This is a genomic window from Shinella sp. S4-D37 (assembly GCF_040812195.1).
Taxonomy (GTDB): Bacteria; Pseudomonadota; Alphaproteobacteria; order Rhizobiales; family Rhizobiaceae; genus Shinella.
In genome coordinates this window covers 225,870-240,813 of sequence record NZ_JBFNXL010000005.1, presented here as the reverse complement: position 1 = coordinate 240,813, position 14,944 = coordinate 225,870, and the positions used below count along the sequence as shown (strand labels likewise).

The 14,944-nt window shown below is 64.0% G+C and carries 13 protein-coding genes; 5 read left to right on the top strand and 8 right to left on the bottom strand.

What is annotated here, in order from left to right; translation table 11 throughout:
* Positions 1 to 7 precede the first annotated feature (7 nt).
* The 5 genes from AB3G45_RS08650 to gmd form a co-directional block, all read right to left on the bottom strand.
* Positions 8 to 1,078 (bottom strand): NAD-dependent epimerase/dehydratase family protein, encoded by a 1,071-nt coding sequence (locus tag AB3G45_RS08650; protein WP_367830159.1) that lies wholly within the window; start codon positions 1,076 to 1,078, stop codon positions 8 to 10.
* Between the two features lie 127 nt (positions 1,079 to 1,205).
* A complete protein-coding gene (locus tag AB3G45_RS08645) occupies positions 1,206 to 2,549 on the bottom strand; it encodes a glutamate-1-semialdehyde 2,1-aminomutase (protein WP_367830158.1) in 1,344 nt (447 codons plus the stop codon).
* Between the two features lie 141 nt (positions 2,550 to 2,690).
* The gene (locus AB3G45_RS08640; protein WP_367830157.1) at positions 2,691 to 3,350 is read right to left on the bottom strand and encodes a LuxR C-terminal-related transcriptional regulator; all 660 of its coding nucleotides are present in this window, start codon (positions 3,348 to 3,350) and stop codon (positions 2,691 to 2,693) included.
* Between the two features lie 374 nt (positions 3,351 to 3,724).
* Positions 3,725 to 4,687, bottom strand: coding sequence for a GDP-L-fucose synthase family protein (locus tag AB3G45_RS08635; RefSeq protein WP_367833539.1), 963 nt, complete (start codon positions 4,685 to 4,687; stop codon positions 3,725 to 3,727).
* A gap of 10 nt (positions 4,688 to 4,697) precedes the next feature.
* Positions 4,698 to 5,768: a GDP-mannose 4,6-dehydratase gene (gene gmd / locus AB3G45_RS08630; protein WP_367830156.1), complete on the bottom strand. Its 1,071-nt coding sequence runs from the start codon at positions 5,766 to 5,768 to the stop codon at positions 4,698 to 4,700.
* 247 nt (positions 5,769 to 6,015) lie between these two features.
* On the opposite strand from gmd, the gene AB3G45_RS08625 reads away from it, so the two are divergent.
* From AB3G45_RS08625 to AB3G45_RS08615, 3 genes are read left to right on the top strand one after another with little or no spacing between them, the layout of a single operon-like run.
* Positions 6,016 to 7,278, top strand: coding sequence for a glycosyltransferase family 4 protein (locus AB3G45_RS08625; RefSeq protein ID WP_367830155.1), 1,263 nt, complete (start codon positions 6,016 to 6,018; stop codon positions 7,276 to 7,278).
* A complete protein-coding gene (locus AB3G45_RS08620) occupies positions 7,275 to 8,510 on the top strand; it encodes a glycosyltransferase family 4 protein (RefSeq protein WP_367830154.1) in 1,236 nt (411 codons plus the stop codon). The genes AB3G45_RS08625 and AB3G45_RS08620 overlap by 4 nt, the downstream gene beginning before the upstream one ends.
* Complete coding sequence (locus AB3G45_RS08615) at positions 8,507 to 9,688, top strand: glycosyltransferase (protein ID WP_367830153.1); 1,182 nt, start codon at positions 8,507 to 8,509, stop codon at positions 9,686 to 9,688. Before AB3G45_RS08620 ends, AB3G45_RS08615 begins: the two co-directional genes overlap by 4 nt.
* Here the strand turns inward: AB3G45_RS08615 and AB3G45_RS08610 are convergent, their stop codons facing one another.
* The 3 genes from AB3G45_RS08610 to AB3G45_RS08600 all read right to left on the bottom strand — a co-directional run bounded on the left by AB3G45_RS08610 (position 9,689) and on the right by AB3G45_RS08600 (position 12,364).
* A complete protein-coding gene (locus tag AB3G45_RS08610; protein WP_367830152.1) occupies positions 9,689 to 10,282 on the bottom strand; it encodes a putative colanic acid biosynthesis acetyltransferase in 594 nt (197 codons plus the stop codon). It abuts the gene before it with no gap.
* Between the two features lie 165 nt (positions 10,283 to 10,447).
* The gene (locus AB3G45_RS08605; RefSeq protein WP_367830151.1) at positions 10,448 to 11,281 is read right to left on the bottom strand and encodes a glycosyltransferase family 2 protein; all 834 of its coding nucleotides are present in this window, start codon (positions 11,279 to 11,281) and stop codon (positions 10,448 to 10,450) included.
* 9 nt (positions 11,282 to 11,290) lie between these two features.
* Positions 11,291 to 12,364 carry an MraY family glycosyltransferase gene (locus AB3G45_RS08600; protein WP_367830150.1) on the bottom strand — a complete coding sequence of 358 codons (1,074 nt, stop codon included), beginning with the start codon at positions 12,362 to 12,364 and terminating at the stop codon, positions 11,291 to 11,293.
* Positions 12,365 to 12,656: 292 nt separating this feature from the next.
* On the opposite strand from AB3G45_RS08600, the gene AB3G45_RS08595 reads away from it, so the two are divergent.
* Positions 12,657 to 13,370 carry a class I SAM-dependent methyltransferase gene (locus AB3G45_RS08595; protein ID WP_367830149.1) on the top strand — a complete coding sequence of 238 codons (714 nt, stop codon included), beginning with the start codon at positions 12,657 to 12,659 and terminating at the stop codon, positions 13,368 to 13,370.
* A 216-nt stretch (positions 13,371 to 13,586) separates the two neighbouring features.
* The gene (locus AB3G45_RS08590; protein ID WP_367830148.1) at positions 13,587 to 14,759 is read left to right on the top strand and encodes a calcium-binding protein; all 1,173 of its coding nucleotides are present in this window, start codon (positions 13,587 to 13,589) and stop codon (positions 14,757 to 14,759) included.
* Positions 14,760 to 14,944: the final 185 nt, after the last annotated feature.

Sequence of the window (14,944 nt, the reverse complement as noted above, 5' to 3'; positions counted from 1 at the left end):
GATTGTCTCAGGCCCGCGCCGTCCGGGGCGCAACGGCGTCGGCAACCGCCGGACGCCACCTGAGATCCGCATCGATCGCGCCGGTCTCGAGGAGGTCTCGGATCTGGCCGATGCGCTGGTAGCGCGGCCCTTCGAATTCCGCGAGGCTGAGGCCGGCGCTGGAATAGGCCGCATAGAGCTGGCGTGCGCCGGCCACGACGTCCCATTGCGGGCGGAACGCCGGCAGCACGCGGGCGATCTTGCCGAAATCGACACGATAGGAGCGCGCATCCGGCCCCGCCTCCGCCGCATATTCCAGCCGGCAGCCGGGAACGATCCTTGCGACGACATCGGCGATTTCGCGGATCTGGTAATTGTGTGCGGTCTGGCCGACATTGAACGCCTCATTGAAGACGCTTTTCACCGGGGCTTCCAGCGCAGCGAGGAAGGCGCGGGAAATATCCTCGACATGCACGATCGGCCGCCAGGGCGTGCCGTCCGATTTGAGGAGGATCAGGCGCTGCGTCACCGCCCAGGCGACGAGATTGTTGAGGACGATGTCGAAGCGCAGCATCGGCGACAGGCCGTAGGCGGTCGCCGGCCGCAGGAAGATCGGGCAGAACCGGGCATCCGCAAGCTCGGCGATATCCGCTTCCGCCCGCACCTTGGAGATGCCATAGGCCGAGACCGGGTTGAGCGGCGCGTCCTCGTCGACGAGATCGGCGCCGGCGAGGCCGTAATTGCTGCAGGAGGAAGCGAGGAGGAAGCGCGAGACGCCCGCCTGCTTGGCCGCCTTCGCAACCCGCACGCTGCCCCGATGGTTGATGTCATAGGTGACTTCTGGATCGAGATTGCTCAACGGATCGTTGGACAGCGCGGCGAGATGGATGACCGCATCGAAACCGTCGAGGTCGCGCGGCGAGATATCGCGCACATCCTTCAGCATGGAAGGCACATCGAACATCGCCCCGCCGGGCGCATAGCCGCAACGGCGATAGAGCCGGCTGTCATAGCCATGCACGTCATGGCCGGCGCGCAAGAGGAAGGGCACCATCACGGCGCCGATATAGCCCTGATGTCCGGTCACAAGCACTTTCATGTCCAAATCCCCCATCCGGTGTGGCGAAAATGGTAGGCGCGGGGGGACGGGATCGCGATTGAGGACAAAGACGACATCCCCTGCCGGAACGGTGCAGCCGGCGCGGCGCCCTACGTCTTTCGGCCGATCAGGCCTCCGGCGCGGGGCCGTTGTAGCGCCGGAAGACGACCGCCGAAGGCCGCCCCACGAGGTAGCGCTCCACTCCGTCCTCCAGCGCCTGGCGATAGACGCGCAGCGCCCCGTCGAAGGCATCGACGGTCTGGTCGATATCGTCGTCGCCATGCGAATAGCTGACCACCAGCGAGGGAGCGAGCACGCCGCGCCGGATCGTTTCCTGCAACAGCAAGGTGCGGAACGCTTGCGAGGGGTTTCCCACCCTGTCCCGCGTCCCGTAGGACAGGCAGGCCGGGTGCCCGGCGACGTTGACGTGACGTTCCAGCCCATGGCGGGCGATGACCTGGCCGAGCCCCGCCTTCAGCCGCAGGCCCTGGCTGCGCAGATGATCGATGACGGGTTCCTGCGCATAGACGTGCATCGTCGCCACCGCCGCGGCCATGGCATGCGTCTCGGCGCCATGCGTCGTCGACAGCAGGAAGACCCGCGGCTTTTCCACCTGCTCGATACCGCCGAGCATCATGTATTCGCGCTTGCCGGCAAGCGCCGAAATGGCGAAGCCGTTGCCCAGCGCCTTGCCGAAGCAGGAAAGGTCGGGCTCGACACCGTAATGCGCCTGCGCCCCGCCACGCGCCCAGCGAAGGCCGGTGATCATCTCGTCGAGGATGAACAGCGCGCCGTTCTCCTGGCAGAGGTTCCGCAGGCCCTGGAGATAGCCGGGCGCGGGGTCGTCGCCGCGCGAGGCTTCGAGGATCAGCGCCGCAATAGTGCCGGGATGGCGGGCGAAAAGCGCGCGCGCATCGTCAAGATCGTTGTAGCGGAAGCCGAGCGTCAGGTCGCGCACGGCCTGCGGAATGCCGGCATTCATCTCCGTCGTGCCGATGAACCAGTCGTCTGTCGAGAAGAACGGATGATCGCTGCAGCGCGCGATGAAATCCCGGCCCGTCGCGGCGCGCGCAAGCCGCACCGCCCCGGAGGTCGCATCCGATCCGTCCTTGCAGAATTTCACCATGTCGGCGGTCGGTATCATGTCGAGGAAGGTCGAGGCGCATTCGACCTCGATATGGGAGGGCCGCGTGAAATTGCAGCCGAATTCGAGCTGCCGCATGACGGCATCGAGCACATGGCGATAGGCATGGCCGAGGCCGACCGCCCGGTTGCCCATGCCGTATTCGATATAGCCGTTGCCATCGACATCCCAGACGTGGCAGCCGTAGCCGTTGACGATGAAGCCGGGGGAAAGAACAGGATACTGGTCGTCGCCCTTGGCATAGGTATGGGCGCCACCCGGGATCATCGAATGCGCTAGATCGCGCAGCCTGTTCGAATTGTCGAAATTCTGGATGAACCCGGCCATTGGCTATCCCCCGCTCGGTTCTCAAGACCTATCACCGCCGGGGAAGCGCGCCATCGGGGCACTTGGGTTAGACGGACTGCCCGATAGGAGTAGACCTATTCTACTTCCGCAATTGCGGACAAAACCGCTTCGCACTCTGCTCTAGTTGAACAGTTCATTCAGCTTGAAGATAACCTCCGTCCGATTATGGACCTTCAGCTTCTTCATGATGTTTCGGATGTGTACCTTGACCGTGCTTTCCCTGAGAGCAAGCTCATAGGCGATGATCTTGTTGGCCTTGCCCAGCTTGAGCATGGAAATGACCTCCTCCTCGCGGCTGGTGAAGACTTCGGCGCGCTTGCGCTCCTGCTGGTCGGCGACGGACATCAGCCGGCGCAGTTCCGGCAGGCTTTCGGTGGAGATGAAGATGCCGCCGGACAGCGCCAGCGAAATCGCCTTCACGCAGACTGCGATGCCGACCGCCGAGGGGATGAACCCTTTGACACCGAGGTCGAGCGCCGTCAGCACCTGGCGCAGGTCGTGATTGTCGGAGAGGATGATGACCGGCAGCTCGGGAAATTTCGCCACCAGCAAACGGATGGATTCCTCGATCCCGGATTCGGTGAAATCATGGCTGCCGAGGCTGATCAGCAGCCCGCTCGAATGCCCGGAATATTTCGCCATCCACGCGTCGATGGAATTGAACAGCACGATCGTCATGTTGAGACCGTGCGAGACGAGGCTTTGCGAAAGGCATTCGCGATCCAGTGCCCGCTCATCGATGATATCGAGCACGGGCGCCCGGTTGAGCATTGGCTTCATGGCGACAGACGAGGGAAAAGCAGAGGACGGGGCCAACCCGTTCACACCTTTTCCGGCACCTGACCCGACTATTCCCCTGACATCAGTCACAGTGAAACTCCTGGTACACTACGCGCACGTCTGAATCTTCTCTAGTCGCCCGGGGCGAGCACATTCAAAAGCGTGTACAACGTCCAAGGGTGACATCAAAAAAAAGCAACCCGCCGGCATCGTCCGCCACTGCCAGCTCCGGGGCTTTCCATTCTCGACTATACACCAACAAAATGCACTCAAGACAGATTCGGAAAATACTTAAAGATCACGATACTCTATTTAAGGCAACAGTGCCTTTATCAAGGTTCCGTCGTTGCTGGATTGCAACAATCGACCACACCTTATGGATAATCATGTCGTCCCTGCACACTGCGGCTCGTGCGCTTCCAGCGGTCGTACAACTCCTCTATACCTGCTCTCAGTCCGATGCGGTGCGACCATCCCAGCGCATGGAGTCGTGTGCAATCGAGCAGTTTTCGCGGGGCACCGTCCGGCTTCAGCGCGTCGAAAACGATGTGGCCGCGAAAGTCGACGACGTCAGCGATGAGGAAGGCAAGCTCGCCGATCGTGATTTCCTCGCCGGAGCCGACATTGATCGGTTTCGGGCTTTCATATTGTTTCATCAGGAACACGCAGGCATCGGCGAGATCGTCGACATGCAGGAATTCCCGCCGGGGCGTACCCGTGCCCCAGACGACGACACTGTCGCGATGGGCAATCTTCGCGTCGTGCATCTTGCGGATGAGCGCCGGGATGACATGGGAATGATCGAGATCGAAATTGTCGTTCCGCCCATAGAGATTGGTCGGCATGACCGAGATGAAGCGGCTGCCGTACTCCTCCGCATAGGCGGCGGCGAGTTTGATGCCGGCAATCTTGGCGATGGCATAGGCCTCGTTCGTGGGTTCGAGGCTGCCGGTCAGAAGCGCGTCCTCGCGGATCGGCTGCTCGGCATGCTTGGGGTAGATGCAGCTCGAGCCGAGGCACATGAGCTTCTCGATACCGAGTTCCGATGCAGCCTTCAGGACGTTGACGAGGATCAGCACGTTCTCCACGAGGAATTCGGCGGGATAGCGCGCATTCGCTGCGATACCGCCGACCCGCGCGGCAGCGATGAACACGGCTTCCGGCCGCGCCTTGCGCATCCAGCTTTCCGTATCGGCCTGGGAGATGAGGTCGACCTCGCTGCGCGAGACGGTGAGGAGATCGCAGTTTTCCCCCTGCAGGCGGCGCATCAGCGCCGAGCCCACCATGCCGCGGTGTCCGGCGACCCAGACGCGCTTGCCACCGAGGTCATAGGGCATCATCGCTCCTTCATCCATGGAGGTCATTGCGGCCCCTCTCCCTCATCATGACATTGACATCCGACATCACCATTTCCGTCACGAGATCGCTGAAGGAGATGGTCGGGCTCCAGCCGAGCCGCGCCCGGGCCCTGGACGGATCGCCGAGCAGGAAATCCACCTCGGCGGGCCGGAAGTAGCGCGGATCGATCTCGACGAGGCACTGGCCGGTCCGGCGGTCGTAGCCGACCTCGCCGGCCCCTTCGCCGTCCCATTCGACGGTGCGCCCGACGACATCGAAGGCGCGTTCCACGAACTCCCGGACGGTATGGACCTCCCCCGTGGCCAGCACGTAATCGTCGGGCACCTCCTGCTGCAGGATGCGCCACATGCCCTCCACATAGTCCTTGGCATGGCCCCAGTCCCGTTTCGCATCGAGATTGCCGAGATAGAGCTTGTCCTGCATGCCCCATTCGATCGCCGCGACGGCGCGCGTGATCTTCCGTGTGACGAAGGTTTCGCCGCGCCGCGGGCTCTCGTGGTTGAACAGGATGCCGTTCGAGGCGTGATAGCCGTAGGCCTCGCGGTAATTGACCGTCATCCAATAGGCGTAGAGCTTTGCCGCGGCATAGGGGCTGCGCGGATGGAAGGGCGTATCCTCGCACTGCGCCGTTTCGCCCAGACCGCCGAACAACTCCGAGGTCGAGGCCTGATAGTAGCGGCAGCGCCCTTCGAACTTGAGGATGCGCATCGCCTCCAGGAGACGCAGCGTGCCGAGCGCATCGGTATTGGCGGTATATTCCGGCGTCTCGAAGCTCACCTGGACATGGCTCTGCGCGCCGAGATTGTAGATCTCGTCCGGCTGGACCTCCTGGATGACGCGGCACAGGTTGGTCGCGTCGGTCAGGTCGCCGAAATGCATCTGGAAGCGCACGCCGGGCGTGCGCGGATCGACATAGAGATGGTCGACGCGGGCGGTGTTGAAGGACGAGGACCGGCGTTTCAGGCCGTGCACATGGTATCCCTTTTCCAGCAGCAACTCCGTCAGATAGGAACCGTCCTGGCCGGTTACACCGATGATAAGGGCTGTCTTGTCGCTCATGGTTCGCGTCTCCCTCTGCATGCGACAGTCGGCGACGGGGCGCCGGACCACAAGGTGACCGTTCGAGCAAGGAGACCGGTTCGCCCTCCTCCGATCAGACCTCGTCGCGGGAATGAAAGCCGAACGGCTATGCACCCTCTCAGGAAGGCGTAGGGCGGATAGGGGACAGGCATGCTCCCTAGCGCCTTTGGAGAGCTTGCCGGATGCGCCACGGCTGGCAGGATCGTCTCCAAACAGGGGCGGCGCCATGCGAGTGATCTTCGTCAATCGCTACTTCCATCCGGACCAGTCGGCGACCAGCCGGATGGTATCCGCACTGGCCTTCGGTCTTGCGAAACACGGCACCGACGTCGAGGTCATCGCCAGCCGCACCCGGCACGACGATCCGGACAACCTGCTTCCCGGCATGGAAGCCTGCGCGGGCGTCAGGATCGCAAGGCTTGCCACCACCCGTTTCGGCCGCCACACCCTGCCGGGCCGCGCGCTCGACTACCTCTCCTTCCATGTCATGGCCTTCTTCTGGCTGCTCAGCCATGTCGGGCGCGGCGACATGGTGGTGGTCTGCACCGATCCGCCGCTGATTTCGCTCGGCTGCGGCCTGCCGGTCCGCCTGCGCGGCGGGCACATGGTCAACTGGATCATGGACCTTTTTCCCGAAACCGCGGTGGAACTCGGCCTTTTCCGCAAGATGCCGTTCCTCGGCCGGCTCGCCGCCACCCTGCGCGACCGGTCCATCGCCCGCTCCCGGCTCAGCATCTGCCCGACCGAAAAGATGGCGGATTTCTTGCGCACACGCGGCCTGCCGGCCGAACGCATCAAAGTGCTGCATCACTGGTCGGATGCCGCCGAGATCCACCCGGTCGCCAGGGACGAGAACCCTCTGCGCATCGCCTGGGGCTACGGCGGGAAATTCGTGGTCGGCTATTCCGGCAATTTCGGGCGGGCGCACGAATTCACCACGCTGATCGATGCCGCCACCTTGCTGAAAGACAGGACGGACATCGCCTTCCTGATGATCGGCGGCGGTTACAAGCTGGCCTCGGTCGAGGCCGCCGTGCGTGAGCGAAATCTTACCAATGTAACATTCAAGCCGCTTCAGCCGGCAGACCGCATCGCCGAAAGCCTCGGCGTACCGGACCTGCATGTCGTCTCGCTGCTTCCCCATCTCGAACATTGCATCATCCCGAGCAAGTTCTATGGCATCCTCGCCGCCGGCCGGCCGACGCTCTTCATCGGTTCCCCCAAGGGCGGCGTCGCCGCCGTCATCGACGCCCATGGCTGCGGCGTCACGGTGGAGATCGGAAAGGCCGGGCAGCTCGCCGAAACGATCTCGGCGCTTGCCGCAGCGCCGCAGCGCGTGGCGGCCATGGGCGTGGCGGCAAGGGCGGTGCTGGAGGCGGACTATGCCTATGAGCGCGCGCTCGCGAGCTGGCGCAGCCTGTTTCTCGCGCTTTCCGGTGGCGAGCCGCTGCCCGTCCGCCCGCGCCTCGTGGAACAGGAGCCGTCATGAACGAGACGATCGTCGTCAGCCAGCTCGGCGCCCGCATGCACTATGCCGTGCCGAAAATCCTGGCGCGGGAAGGCCGGCTCGGCCATTTCTTCACCGATATCTGCGGCACCAAGAGCTGGCCCGCCCTCCTGCAAAAGCTGCCGCCCGGCCTGTTGCCGCAGGCGGTCAAACGCCTTGCGGGACGGGTGCCGAGCGGCATCCCGTCCGAACTCATCACGGATTTCCCGCTGTTCGGCCTGCGCTCCGGCATCCGCCGCCTGCGCATCGAAAACGCCATCGAGGAGACCTCCCACGCCGTCTGGGCGGGCAGCCGGTTTTCCAGCCTCGTCGCCAGCCGCGGCTTTCACGATGCCGCCGGCCTCTACGCCTATAGTGGCGACGCGCTGGAACAGATGCGCATGGCCAAGAGCCAGGGCCTGTGGACCGCCGTCGAACAGATGATCGCACCGCGAACCGTGGTGGAATCGATCATGGCGGAGGAGATGCGACGCTTTCCCGACTGGGCCGGCCCGCCGGCGCACAATCCCTTTGCCGACATCTTCGCCGAGCGCGAGCGCGCCGAATGGCAGCTCGCCGATTGCATCGTGTGTCCCTCTGAGTTCGTGCGCGACCACGTCGTCAAGGAAGGCGGACCGGCAGAACGCTGCATCGTCGTGCCCTATGGCGTCGATACCGAGGAGCGGTTCGGTCCGGCGGGCCGCACGCCAGGGCCGCTTCGCGTCCTCACCGTTGGGGAAGTCGGCCTGCGCAAGGGCTCGCCCTATGTGCTGCAAGCCGCCGAACGGCTCGGCGCCAGTGCCCGCATCCGCATGGTCGGACCCGACCGCCTGCCGCCGCCGCTGCGCCGCAGGATGGGCCGCTCGGTCGAATTGCGGGGCATCGTGCCACGCCGGGAGATCGCCGCGGAATATCATTGGGCCGATGTCTTCCTGCTGCCCTCGCTCTGCGAAGGCTCGGCCACCGTCGTCTACGAGGCGCTGGCCGCAGGCCTGCCCGTTATCACCACCTACAGCACCGGCAGCGTGGTGCGCGACGGCGTGGAGGGCCTTGTCGTGCCCGAGCGCGATCCGCAGGCCATCGTCGAGGCCATCCGCCATCTCGCCGAAAACGAGGACCTTCGCACGCAGCTCTCCGAAAACGCCCGCCGCACCGCACGGGAGCATACGGTCGAAAAATACGGCCGCCGGCTTCTCGACGTGCTCGTCCGCCTCCATCCCGGCCGGACGCCATGAAGATCGTACACGTCATCACCACGATGGATCCGGACAAGGGCGGACCGCAGGCGGTGGTGATGCGTCTTGCCGCCGCGCAGGCCGATCTCGGCCATAGTGTCCATGTCGTCAGCCAGGTGGATAGCAACGTCGCCGCCCGCATGGTCGCGCTCGGCCGGTTCATTCCCGGCTTCGAGCAGATCCGCTGGCACCTGCTGCCGCCGCCGGGGCGCGTCGAGGCGATCCTCTGCCGCCGGGCCCGTCCCCTCATGGCGCACGTCTTCGCCGATGCCGACCAGCTTCACCTGCACGGCGTCTGGGAACCCATCCTCGCCTCGGCCGCATCGATCGCAAGGCGCATCGGCCTGCCCTACTGCGTGTGCCCCGCCGGCATGCTCGACACCTGGAGCCTTGCGCAAAAGCCCTGGAAGAAGAAGCTGGCGCTGGCGCTCGGCTGCCGGAAGATGCTCGACAACGCCGCCTTCATCCACGCATTGAACCGCGACGAGGTGGAGTTGATGCAGCCCGTCGGCCTGCATGCCCCCGCCGAGATCATCCCCAACGGCGTCTTCGTGGAAGAGTTCGAGCAGCTTCCCCCGCCCGATCCGTTTCTCGACCTGATCGCCCGGCCGCCCGGCCGGCGCTACGTGCTCTTCCTCTCGCGGCTGCACTACAAGAAGGGATTGGACCTCCTGGCCCATGCCTTCCGGCAGGTCGCGGAGGAATGCCCCGACGTCGACCTCGTCGTCGCCGGGCCGGATGGCGGCGCGGAAGACGATTTCCGCACGCTGGTGCGGCGCTTCGGACTGGAGAAACGCGTGCTGATGGTCGGCCCGCTCTATGGCGAGACGAAATTGCAGGCGCTGGTCGCCGCCGCCTGCTTCTGCCTGCCGAGCCGGCAGGAAGGGTTCAGCATCGCCATCACCGAAGCGCTTGCCTGCGGCACGCCCGTCGTCATCACCCATGCCTGCCATTTTCCGGAAGTGGCGGCCGCCGGCGCCGGCGCCGTCGTCACGCTGGAGCCCGCGGATATCGCGGGCGGCATGATCGGGATCTTGCGAAACCGCGGCATGGCCGAGACCATGGGGCGGAACGGCCGCCGGCTGGTCTTCGAGAACTACACCTGGCCGCGCATCGCCCGCCTGACGACCGGTCTCTACGAAGCCTATTCGCAGGCCGATCCGCACGCCGCGGCCTGATCAGGCGTCGCCGTCCTCATGCCGGCGGCCGGCGACGGCGCGGGCGGGATTGCCGACATAGACCGTCCAGGGCGCCAGCGGCTTTGCCGCCACGCCCCGCGCGCCCAGCACCGCCCCCTCGCCCACCACCGTCCCCGGACCGACGAAGGCTTCGGCGGCGATCCAACTCCTGCGTTTGAGAACGATCGGACGCGAGACCAGCGGAAACGCCGCGCGATGGATATCGTGCGTGCCGGTGCACAGATGCGCGCGCTGGGAAACGATCGCCAGCGCCTCCAGCGTGACAGGCGCCACATTGTAGCAGATCACGCCCGGTCCCATCGAGGCGTTCGCCCCCATGGTGAGGTTGCCCGGCCACCAGATGGTCGTGGTGCCGTGCACGACGGCCGTCGGATCCAGCTTGGCACCGAAGAGGCGCAGCAGGAGGTTTCGCCAGGGATGGAACGGCGAGGGCGTCCAGGCCGCCAGGCACCGCCAGGCGATAAGCCAGGCGAGCCGCATCAGCCGGAACCGCAACGCAAAGGTCGGTCCGCCGAGCAGTGGAGACGCGCGGGCCCTATCGTCGAAGCGGCGATCGTCATAGCGGGATTTCATGGGTGAACGCACCTCCTCAAAAAACCCGACCGTCGGGAGCCGAAGCCTCGTTCCTCCCACTCCCGACGGCGGCCATAGGAGGCGGACACCTCCCTTGACCTTGGAGCATTTCCAGCAAAAGTGCGAAGCGGTTTTGCGTCCGGAAATGCGGCAAAACGCTCTGGGTCAGACCGGAAGGCCGCTTTCCCGCCGCCGCAGTTCCTCGGTCTTGATGACGATCATGTATTCGTAGGCCGCCAGCAGCCGGCAATAGTGGTAGCCTTCCTTGCCGTCGAGGAAGCCGCCGCGCACGACATACATGTAGATGAAGCGGGCGGCCGGGCGGAACGGCAGGCGCATGGCGAGCTCCTTCAGCGCCCGGCGGCGCGTCTCCGGCACCCGACTCAGCACATTGCGCCATGGCACGCGTTTTTCGCGCAGGCTTGTCACCGTCTCGCGCGCCTCGGAGGAGGAGTAGCGATTGTGCTTCTCGTACCAGGCGGTCATGCCCTTGTTGAAGCTGTAATGGATGAAATGTGCGGTGACGCGCCCCTCGGGCCCGTCGGAAAAGCAGCGCGAATGCGCCTCGCGCTCGTAGCGCACGCGGTCGGGCCGTACCAGCCGGGTGATCCAGGTCGGGTAGAGGCTGCTGTGCTTGATCCAGCGGCCCATGAACATGTTCTTGTAGCGGATGCGGAACGAAGCCTCCGGCCGCGTCGGGTCACGCGCGATCGCCAGCATCTCGTCGCGCAGGTCCGGCGGAGTGATCTCATCGGCATCGGGCGTATAGACCCAGGCATATTTGTAGTCGATCTCCTTCAGTCCATAGGTCCGCTGGCCGGATTCCGTATCGTGCGCCCGCTGGTAGACCCGGGCGCCGGCGGCCCGGGCGATCTCCACCGTCCGGTCCGTGCTGTAGGAATCGAGCACCACGATATCGTCGCACCAATCCAGCGAGGCAAGGCAGGCGGGCAGGTTCTTTTCCTCGTTCAGCGTCATGATGAGCACGGAAATCGACATGGCATGCGCTCACAGATTGAGGTTGATCGAAGGCCGCGCGATACGATGGAGGCGATGGCGCGCGGAGGCTTCGACGGAAAGCACGAACCCCGTATGGCCGAACACGACGAAGACGAGGCCGACCGTCATCACCGAGGCCGGCAGGCCGGCCATGACGCCGAGATAGCCGACGCCGCCGCACAGGAACGACACGGCGATGATCGTGTAGCTCGCCGCAGCCGGCGAAAGACCTGCATCGATCAAGAGGTGATGCAGATGCCGCCGGTCGGCCGACATGGGGCTTCGATGGTCGAGCAGGCGGCGCACCATCAGGCTCAGCGTATCGACGACCGGCACGACGACCAGCCACAGGAGGATCGGGAACGGCACCCCTTCTGCCCCATCCGAAAGGCGCAGGATCAGATAGGCGATGACCGCCCCGAGCGTCGTACTGCCGGCATCGCCGAGATAGACCGATGCCTTGGCGCACCAGGGGCTGCGCGCATTGAAGATCAGGAAGCCGCCGATTGCCGCAACCAGCATGGTGACGGGATAGACGAGCCCTTCCTCGCCGAGATGAAGCGCGAGCAGAACGATCCAGATCAGCGTGGCGGCGGCGCTGCCGCCGGCAAGGCCGTCCACGCCGTCCAACATGTTCCAGGCATTGACCAGCCCGACGATGAAGGTAGTGGAGAGAATGAAGAGGCCAACCGCCCCGCCGATCGCCTCTGTCGGCAGGAGATCGCCGAGAGCAAGTTGCTCGAGCCCCTCCGTGAGAATGAGGGCAAGTGCGATCAGCACCTGCGCAAGGAAGCGGGCACGCGCCGGCAGGGCAAATCGGTCGTCGGCTATGCCAAGACCGATGATCAGGACAACCGCCATCCAGAAACCGGGCCCGAGGCTCATCGGGCTGCCGAAAAGCGTGATGCCGGCAAAGGACAGGAAGATTGCGATGCCACCGCAAAGCGGTATGGCGCCTTCGTGGATCTTGCGATGATCGGGAAGATCGATCAGGCGCAAGGGAACCGCCAGCCGGCGCAGGAAAACGACAAGAAAGGCACTCAAGGCAAGGGAGGCTGAACTCTCAAGCAGCAGGAAAACCATCGGATCCCCCTCATTGCGACCATAACCCTTGGTCGCCACGATTTTTGGCCGGAAACAAGCATAGCGAGAGAGCGCGGGCGCTGAACATTTGGGCAAAGGGGGAAGGAAAGCATGCAAAACGCGCGAAGAAACCCGGCCGCCTCCTCCCGTCTACCCCCGTTTTCCACGCGCTCTCCGCCTTTTGGGCGAAGCCGGCGCCTGGATGGACGATACGGCGTAGGCCTGCCGCCCGGTCCCGCTGCATCCAATGGACAACTTGGCCCGTCCCGACCGGCGAAAGCATGCTCCGCGCATGGAAACGATCGAGAGCCAACGCACCTTCTGGAACATGTGGAACGCCGAAAACCGCGAGGCGAGCGTCGGCGAGATATCGCGTCGCCAGGCCGAGATCGTTCTCGACTGGCTGGGCGGCTTGCGCCGCAACGGTCTCGACATCATCGAAGTCGGCTGCGGCACGGGCTGGCTGTGTCCACACCTTGCCCGCTTCGGCCGGGTTACCGGAACGGATCTTTCCGATGACGTACTGCGGCGGGCGCAGGCCCGCTGGCCGCATATCCGTTTCGTCGCCGGCGATTTTGCCGCCCTGCCGCTCGCCGCGGAAGCCTATGACGTCGTGGTGAGCCTGGAGGTGCTGTCGCATATCGCGGACCAGCGGGCCTTCATTGCGCAGATCGCAAACCTTTTGAAGCCGGGCGGCCTCCTGCTGCTCGCCACGCAGAACAGGCCGGTCCTTGCCGGGCACTGCCGTATTCCGCCTCCCCAACCCGGCCAGTTGCGCAACTGGGTGGACCGGCATGAGCTGCAGGAATTGCTCGAAACCCGCTTCCACGTCGAACGCCTCGTCTCCGCCAGCCCCGTCGCCCACAAGGGCCTGCGACGCCTTCTCACCGGCCAACGGCTGAACAACGCCTTGCGAGGCATCGCCGGCACCCGCTGGCGCGATGTCATGGAACGTCACGACTGGGGCTGGACGCTGATGGCAATGGCCCGCAAGCCTGCACGTTGAGATGCCGGATAACGAGATGGTCTGCCGTCTCCGAACCAACACGCCTGCGCCTCTCGCACCAAGGCTCATCCAGTCGACTGTTCCCTGACGTCATACCTCCATCAATAGCATTAGAGTACTTCAAAGAGTTACATCGCTTACCCACTTATTCAATTGACCAAAATCAAAGAAAATTCTGAATTATTTCCAGTTACTAAGTAGTAACAGGAGGAACAGATGCCGACCTTTACAAGCGAAATTATCGGCTTTGCCGACGCAGGCGACTCCCGCAACAAGGTCATTGTCGATACGATCATCAATACACCCACGGCCACCGTCGGCGATGCAACCGTTTCGTTGGATTTCATCGGCGACTTCGGCGACCTGCATGGCATCGAAGCAAACGAGTGGTTCAGCGTGTCCATCGAAGGATATGCGCTGGGCGGACAGTTCCAGGCTCTCGAGTATCAGCCGACAACGGTTCCGTTCACCATAGCGGCCGTCGACTGGGCCGCCATTATTGCCGACGGAAAAATAGAAGTGACCTATACGATGGGTCCGGAAGTCGACAATCTTGCCGCCGCCGCCGAAGAGCTTATCCGGCTTGCCTTCACCTGGGATACGCCTGTCATCCACCATCCCCCATCAAAGCCCGATCCTCTCTTGTTGACCGGCACTTCCGGTAACGACGTTTTGCCTGGAACCGCCGGCGAGGACATTATTGACGGGGGAGATGGAAACGACATTCTTTTCGCCCGCGGCTCCAACGACACGGTGAAAGGCGGCCTAGGCGCCGACAAGATCGGTGGGGGAGATGGAAACGACAACCTGCAGGGCGACGAAGGGAACGACATAGTGTTCGGCGGCGACGGCGAGGACGAGATCCATGGCGGAGCGGGCAATGACGCCATTTTTGGCGGCTCCGGCAATGACGTCATCTACGGGGATGAAGGTGATGACAACGCCTGGGGTGGCGGTGGCAACGACCAGCTTAAAGGCGCCGGTGGAAACGACATGCTCGGCGGCCGCGACGGGAACGACAGTCTCTCCGGCGGAGCCGGCAAGGATGTGCTCTACGGGGGCGTCGGCAATGACCGACTTTTCGGCGATGAAGGCAGGGATATCCTCTTCGGCGGCGCGGGAAGAGATATTCTGAGCGGCGGCACGGGCAGCGACAGTCTCTCCGGCGGGGCGGGTGTTGATACCTTCATCTTCGCAGCAGGGGATGGCAACGACGTCATTACCGACTTCGAGGTCGGTATAGATCGCATCGAGCTCAGCGGGCAGACTTATAGCGTCTCGGCGAATGCGGACGGTTTCGCACTGCTGACGCTATCCGGTGGCGGCACGGTCCTTCTCGAAGGCATCATCATGGCAAACCTGACTGACGACTGGTTCCTATCAGCCTGACCCCATGGCCTCCGTGATGTTGGCGATGAACGAGGCAACGTTCCCGCGTTGCCTCGTCGCACGGCGGAACCGAACGAGGCTTTGCCATGTGGGTGAATGTAGCAGCAACGCAAAGAGCATAAGGCCCTATCCGAAAGGATGCGTCAAAGCCGCCGCGCAACGGCCATAGGATGCAGAAGAGGCGG

Coding starts and splice junctions, on each gene's coding strand:
- AB3G45_RS08650 (WP_367830159.1), bottom strand. CDS start 1,078: ATGAAAGTGCTTGTGACCGGACATCAGGGCTATATCGGCGCCGTGATG.
- AB3G45_RS08645 (WP_367830158.1), bottom strand. CDS start 2,549: ATGGCCGGGTTCATCCAGAATTTCGACAATTCGAACAGGCTGCGCGAT.
- AB3G45_RS08640 (WP_367830157.1), bottom strand. CDS start 3,350: ATGAAGCCAATGCTCAACCGGGCGCCCGTGCTCGATATCATCGATGAG.
- AB3G45_RS08635 (WP_367833539.1), bottom strand. CDS start 4,687: ATGCCCTATGACCTCGGTGGCAAGCGCGTCTGGGTCGCCGGACACCGC.
- gmd (WP_367830156.1), bottom strand. CDS start 5,768: ATGAGCGACAAGACAGCCCTTATCATCGGTGTAACCGGCCAGGACGGT.
- AB3G45_RS08625 (WP_367830155.1), top strand. CDS start 6,016: ATGCGAGTGATCTTCGTCAATCGCTACTTCCATCCGGACCAGTCGGCG.
- AB3G45_RS08620 (WP_367830154.1), top strand. CDS start 7,275: ATGAACGAGACGATCGTCGTCAGCCAGCTCGGCGCCCGCATGCACTAT.
- AB3G45_RS08615 (WP_367830153.1), top strand. CDS start 8,507: ATGAAGATCGTACACGTCATCACCACGATGGATCCGGACAAGGGCGGA.
- AB3G45_RS08610 (WP_367830152.1), bottom strand. CDS start 10,282: ATGAAATCCCGCTATGACGATCGCCGCTTCGACGATAGGGCCCGCGCG.
- AB3G45_RS08605 (WP_367830151.1), bottom strand. CDS start 11,281: ATGTCGATTTCCGTGCTCATCATGACGCTGAACGAGGAAAAGAACCTG.
- AB3G45_RS08600 (WP_367830150.1), bottom strand. CDS start 12,364: ATGGTTTTCCTGCTGCTTGAGAGTTCAGCCTCCCTTGCCTTGAGTGCC.
- AB3G45_RS08595 (WP_367830149.1), top strand. CDS start 12,657: ATGGAAACGATCGAGAGCCAACGCACCTTCTGGAACATGTGGAACGCC.
- AB3G45_RS08590 (WP_367830148.1), top strand. CDS start 13,587: ATGCCGACCTTTACAAGCGAAATTATCGGCTTTGCCGACGCAGGCGAC.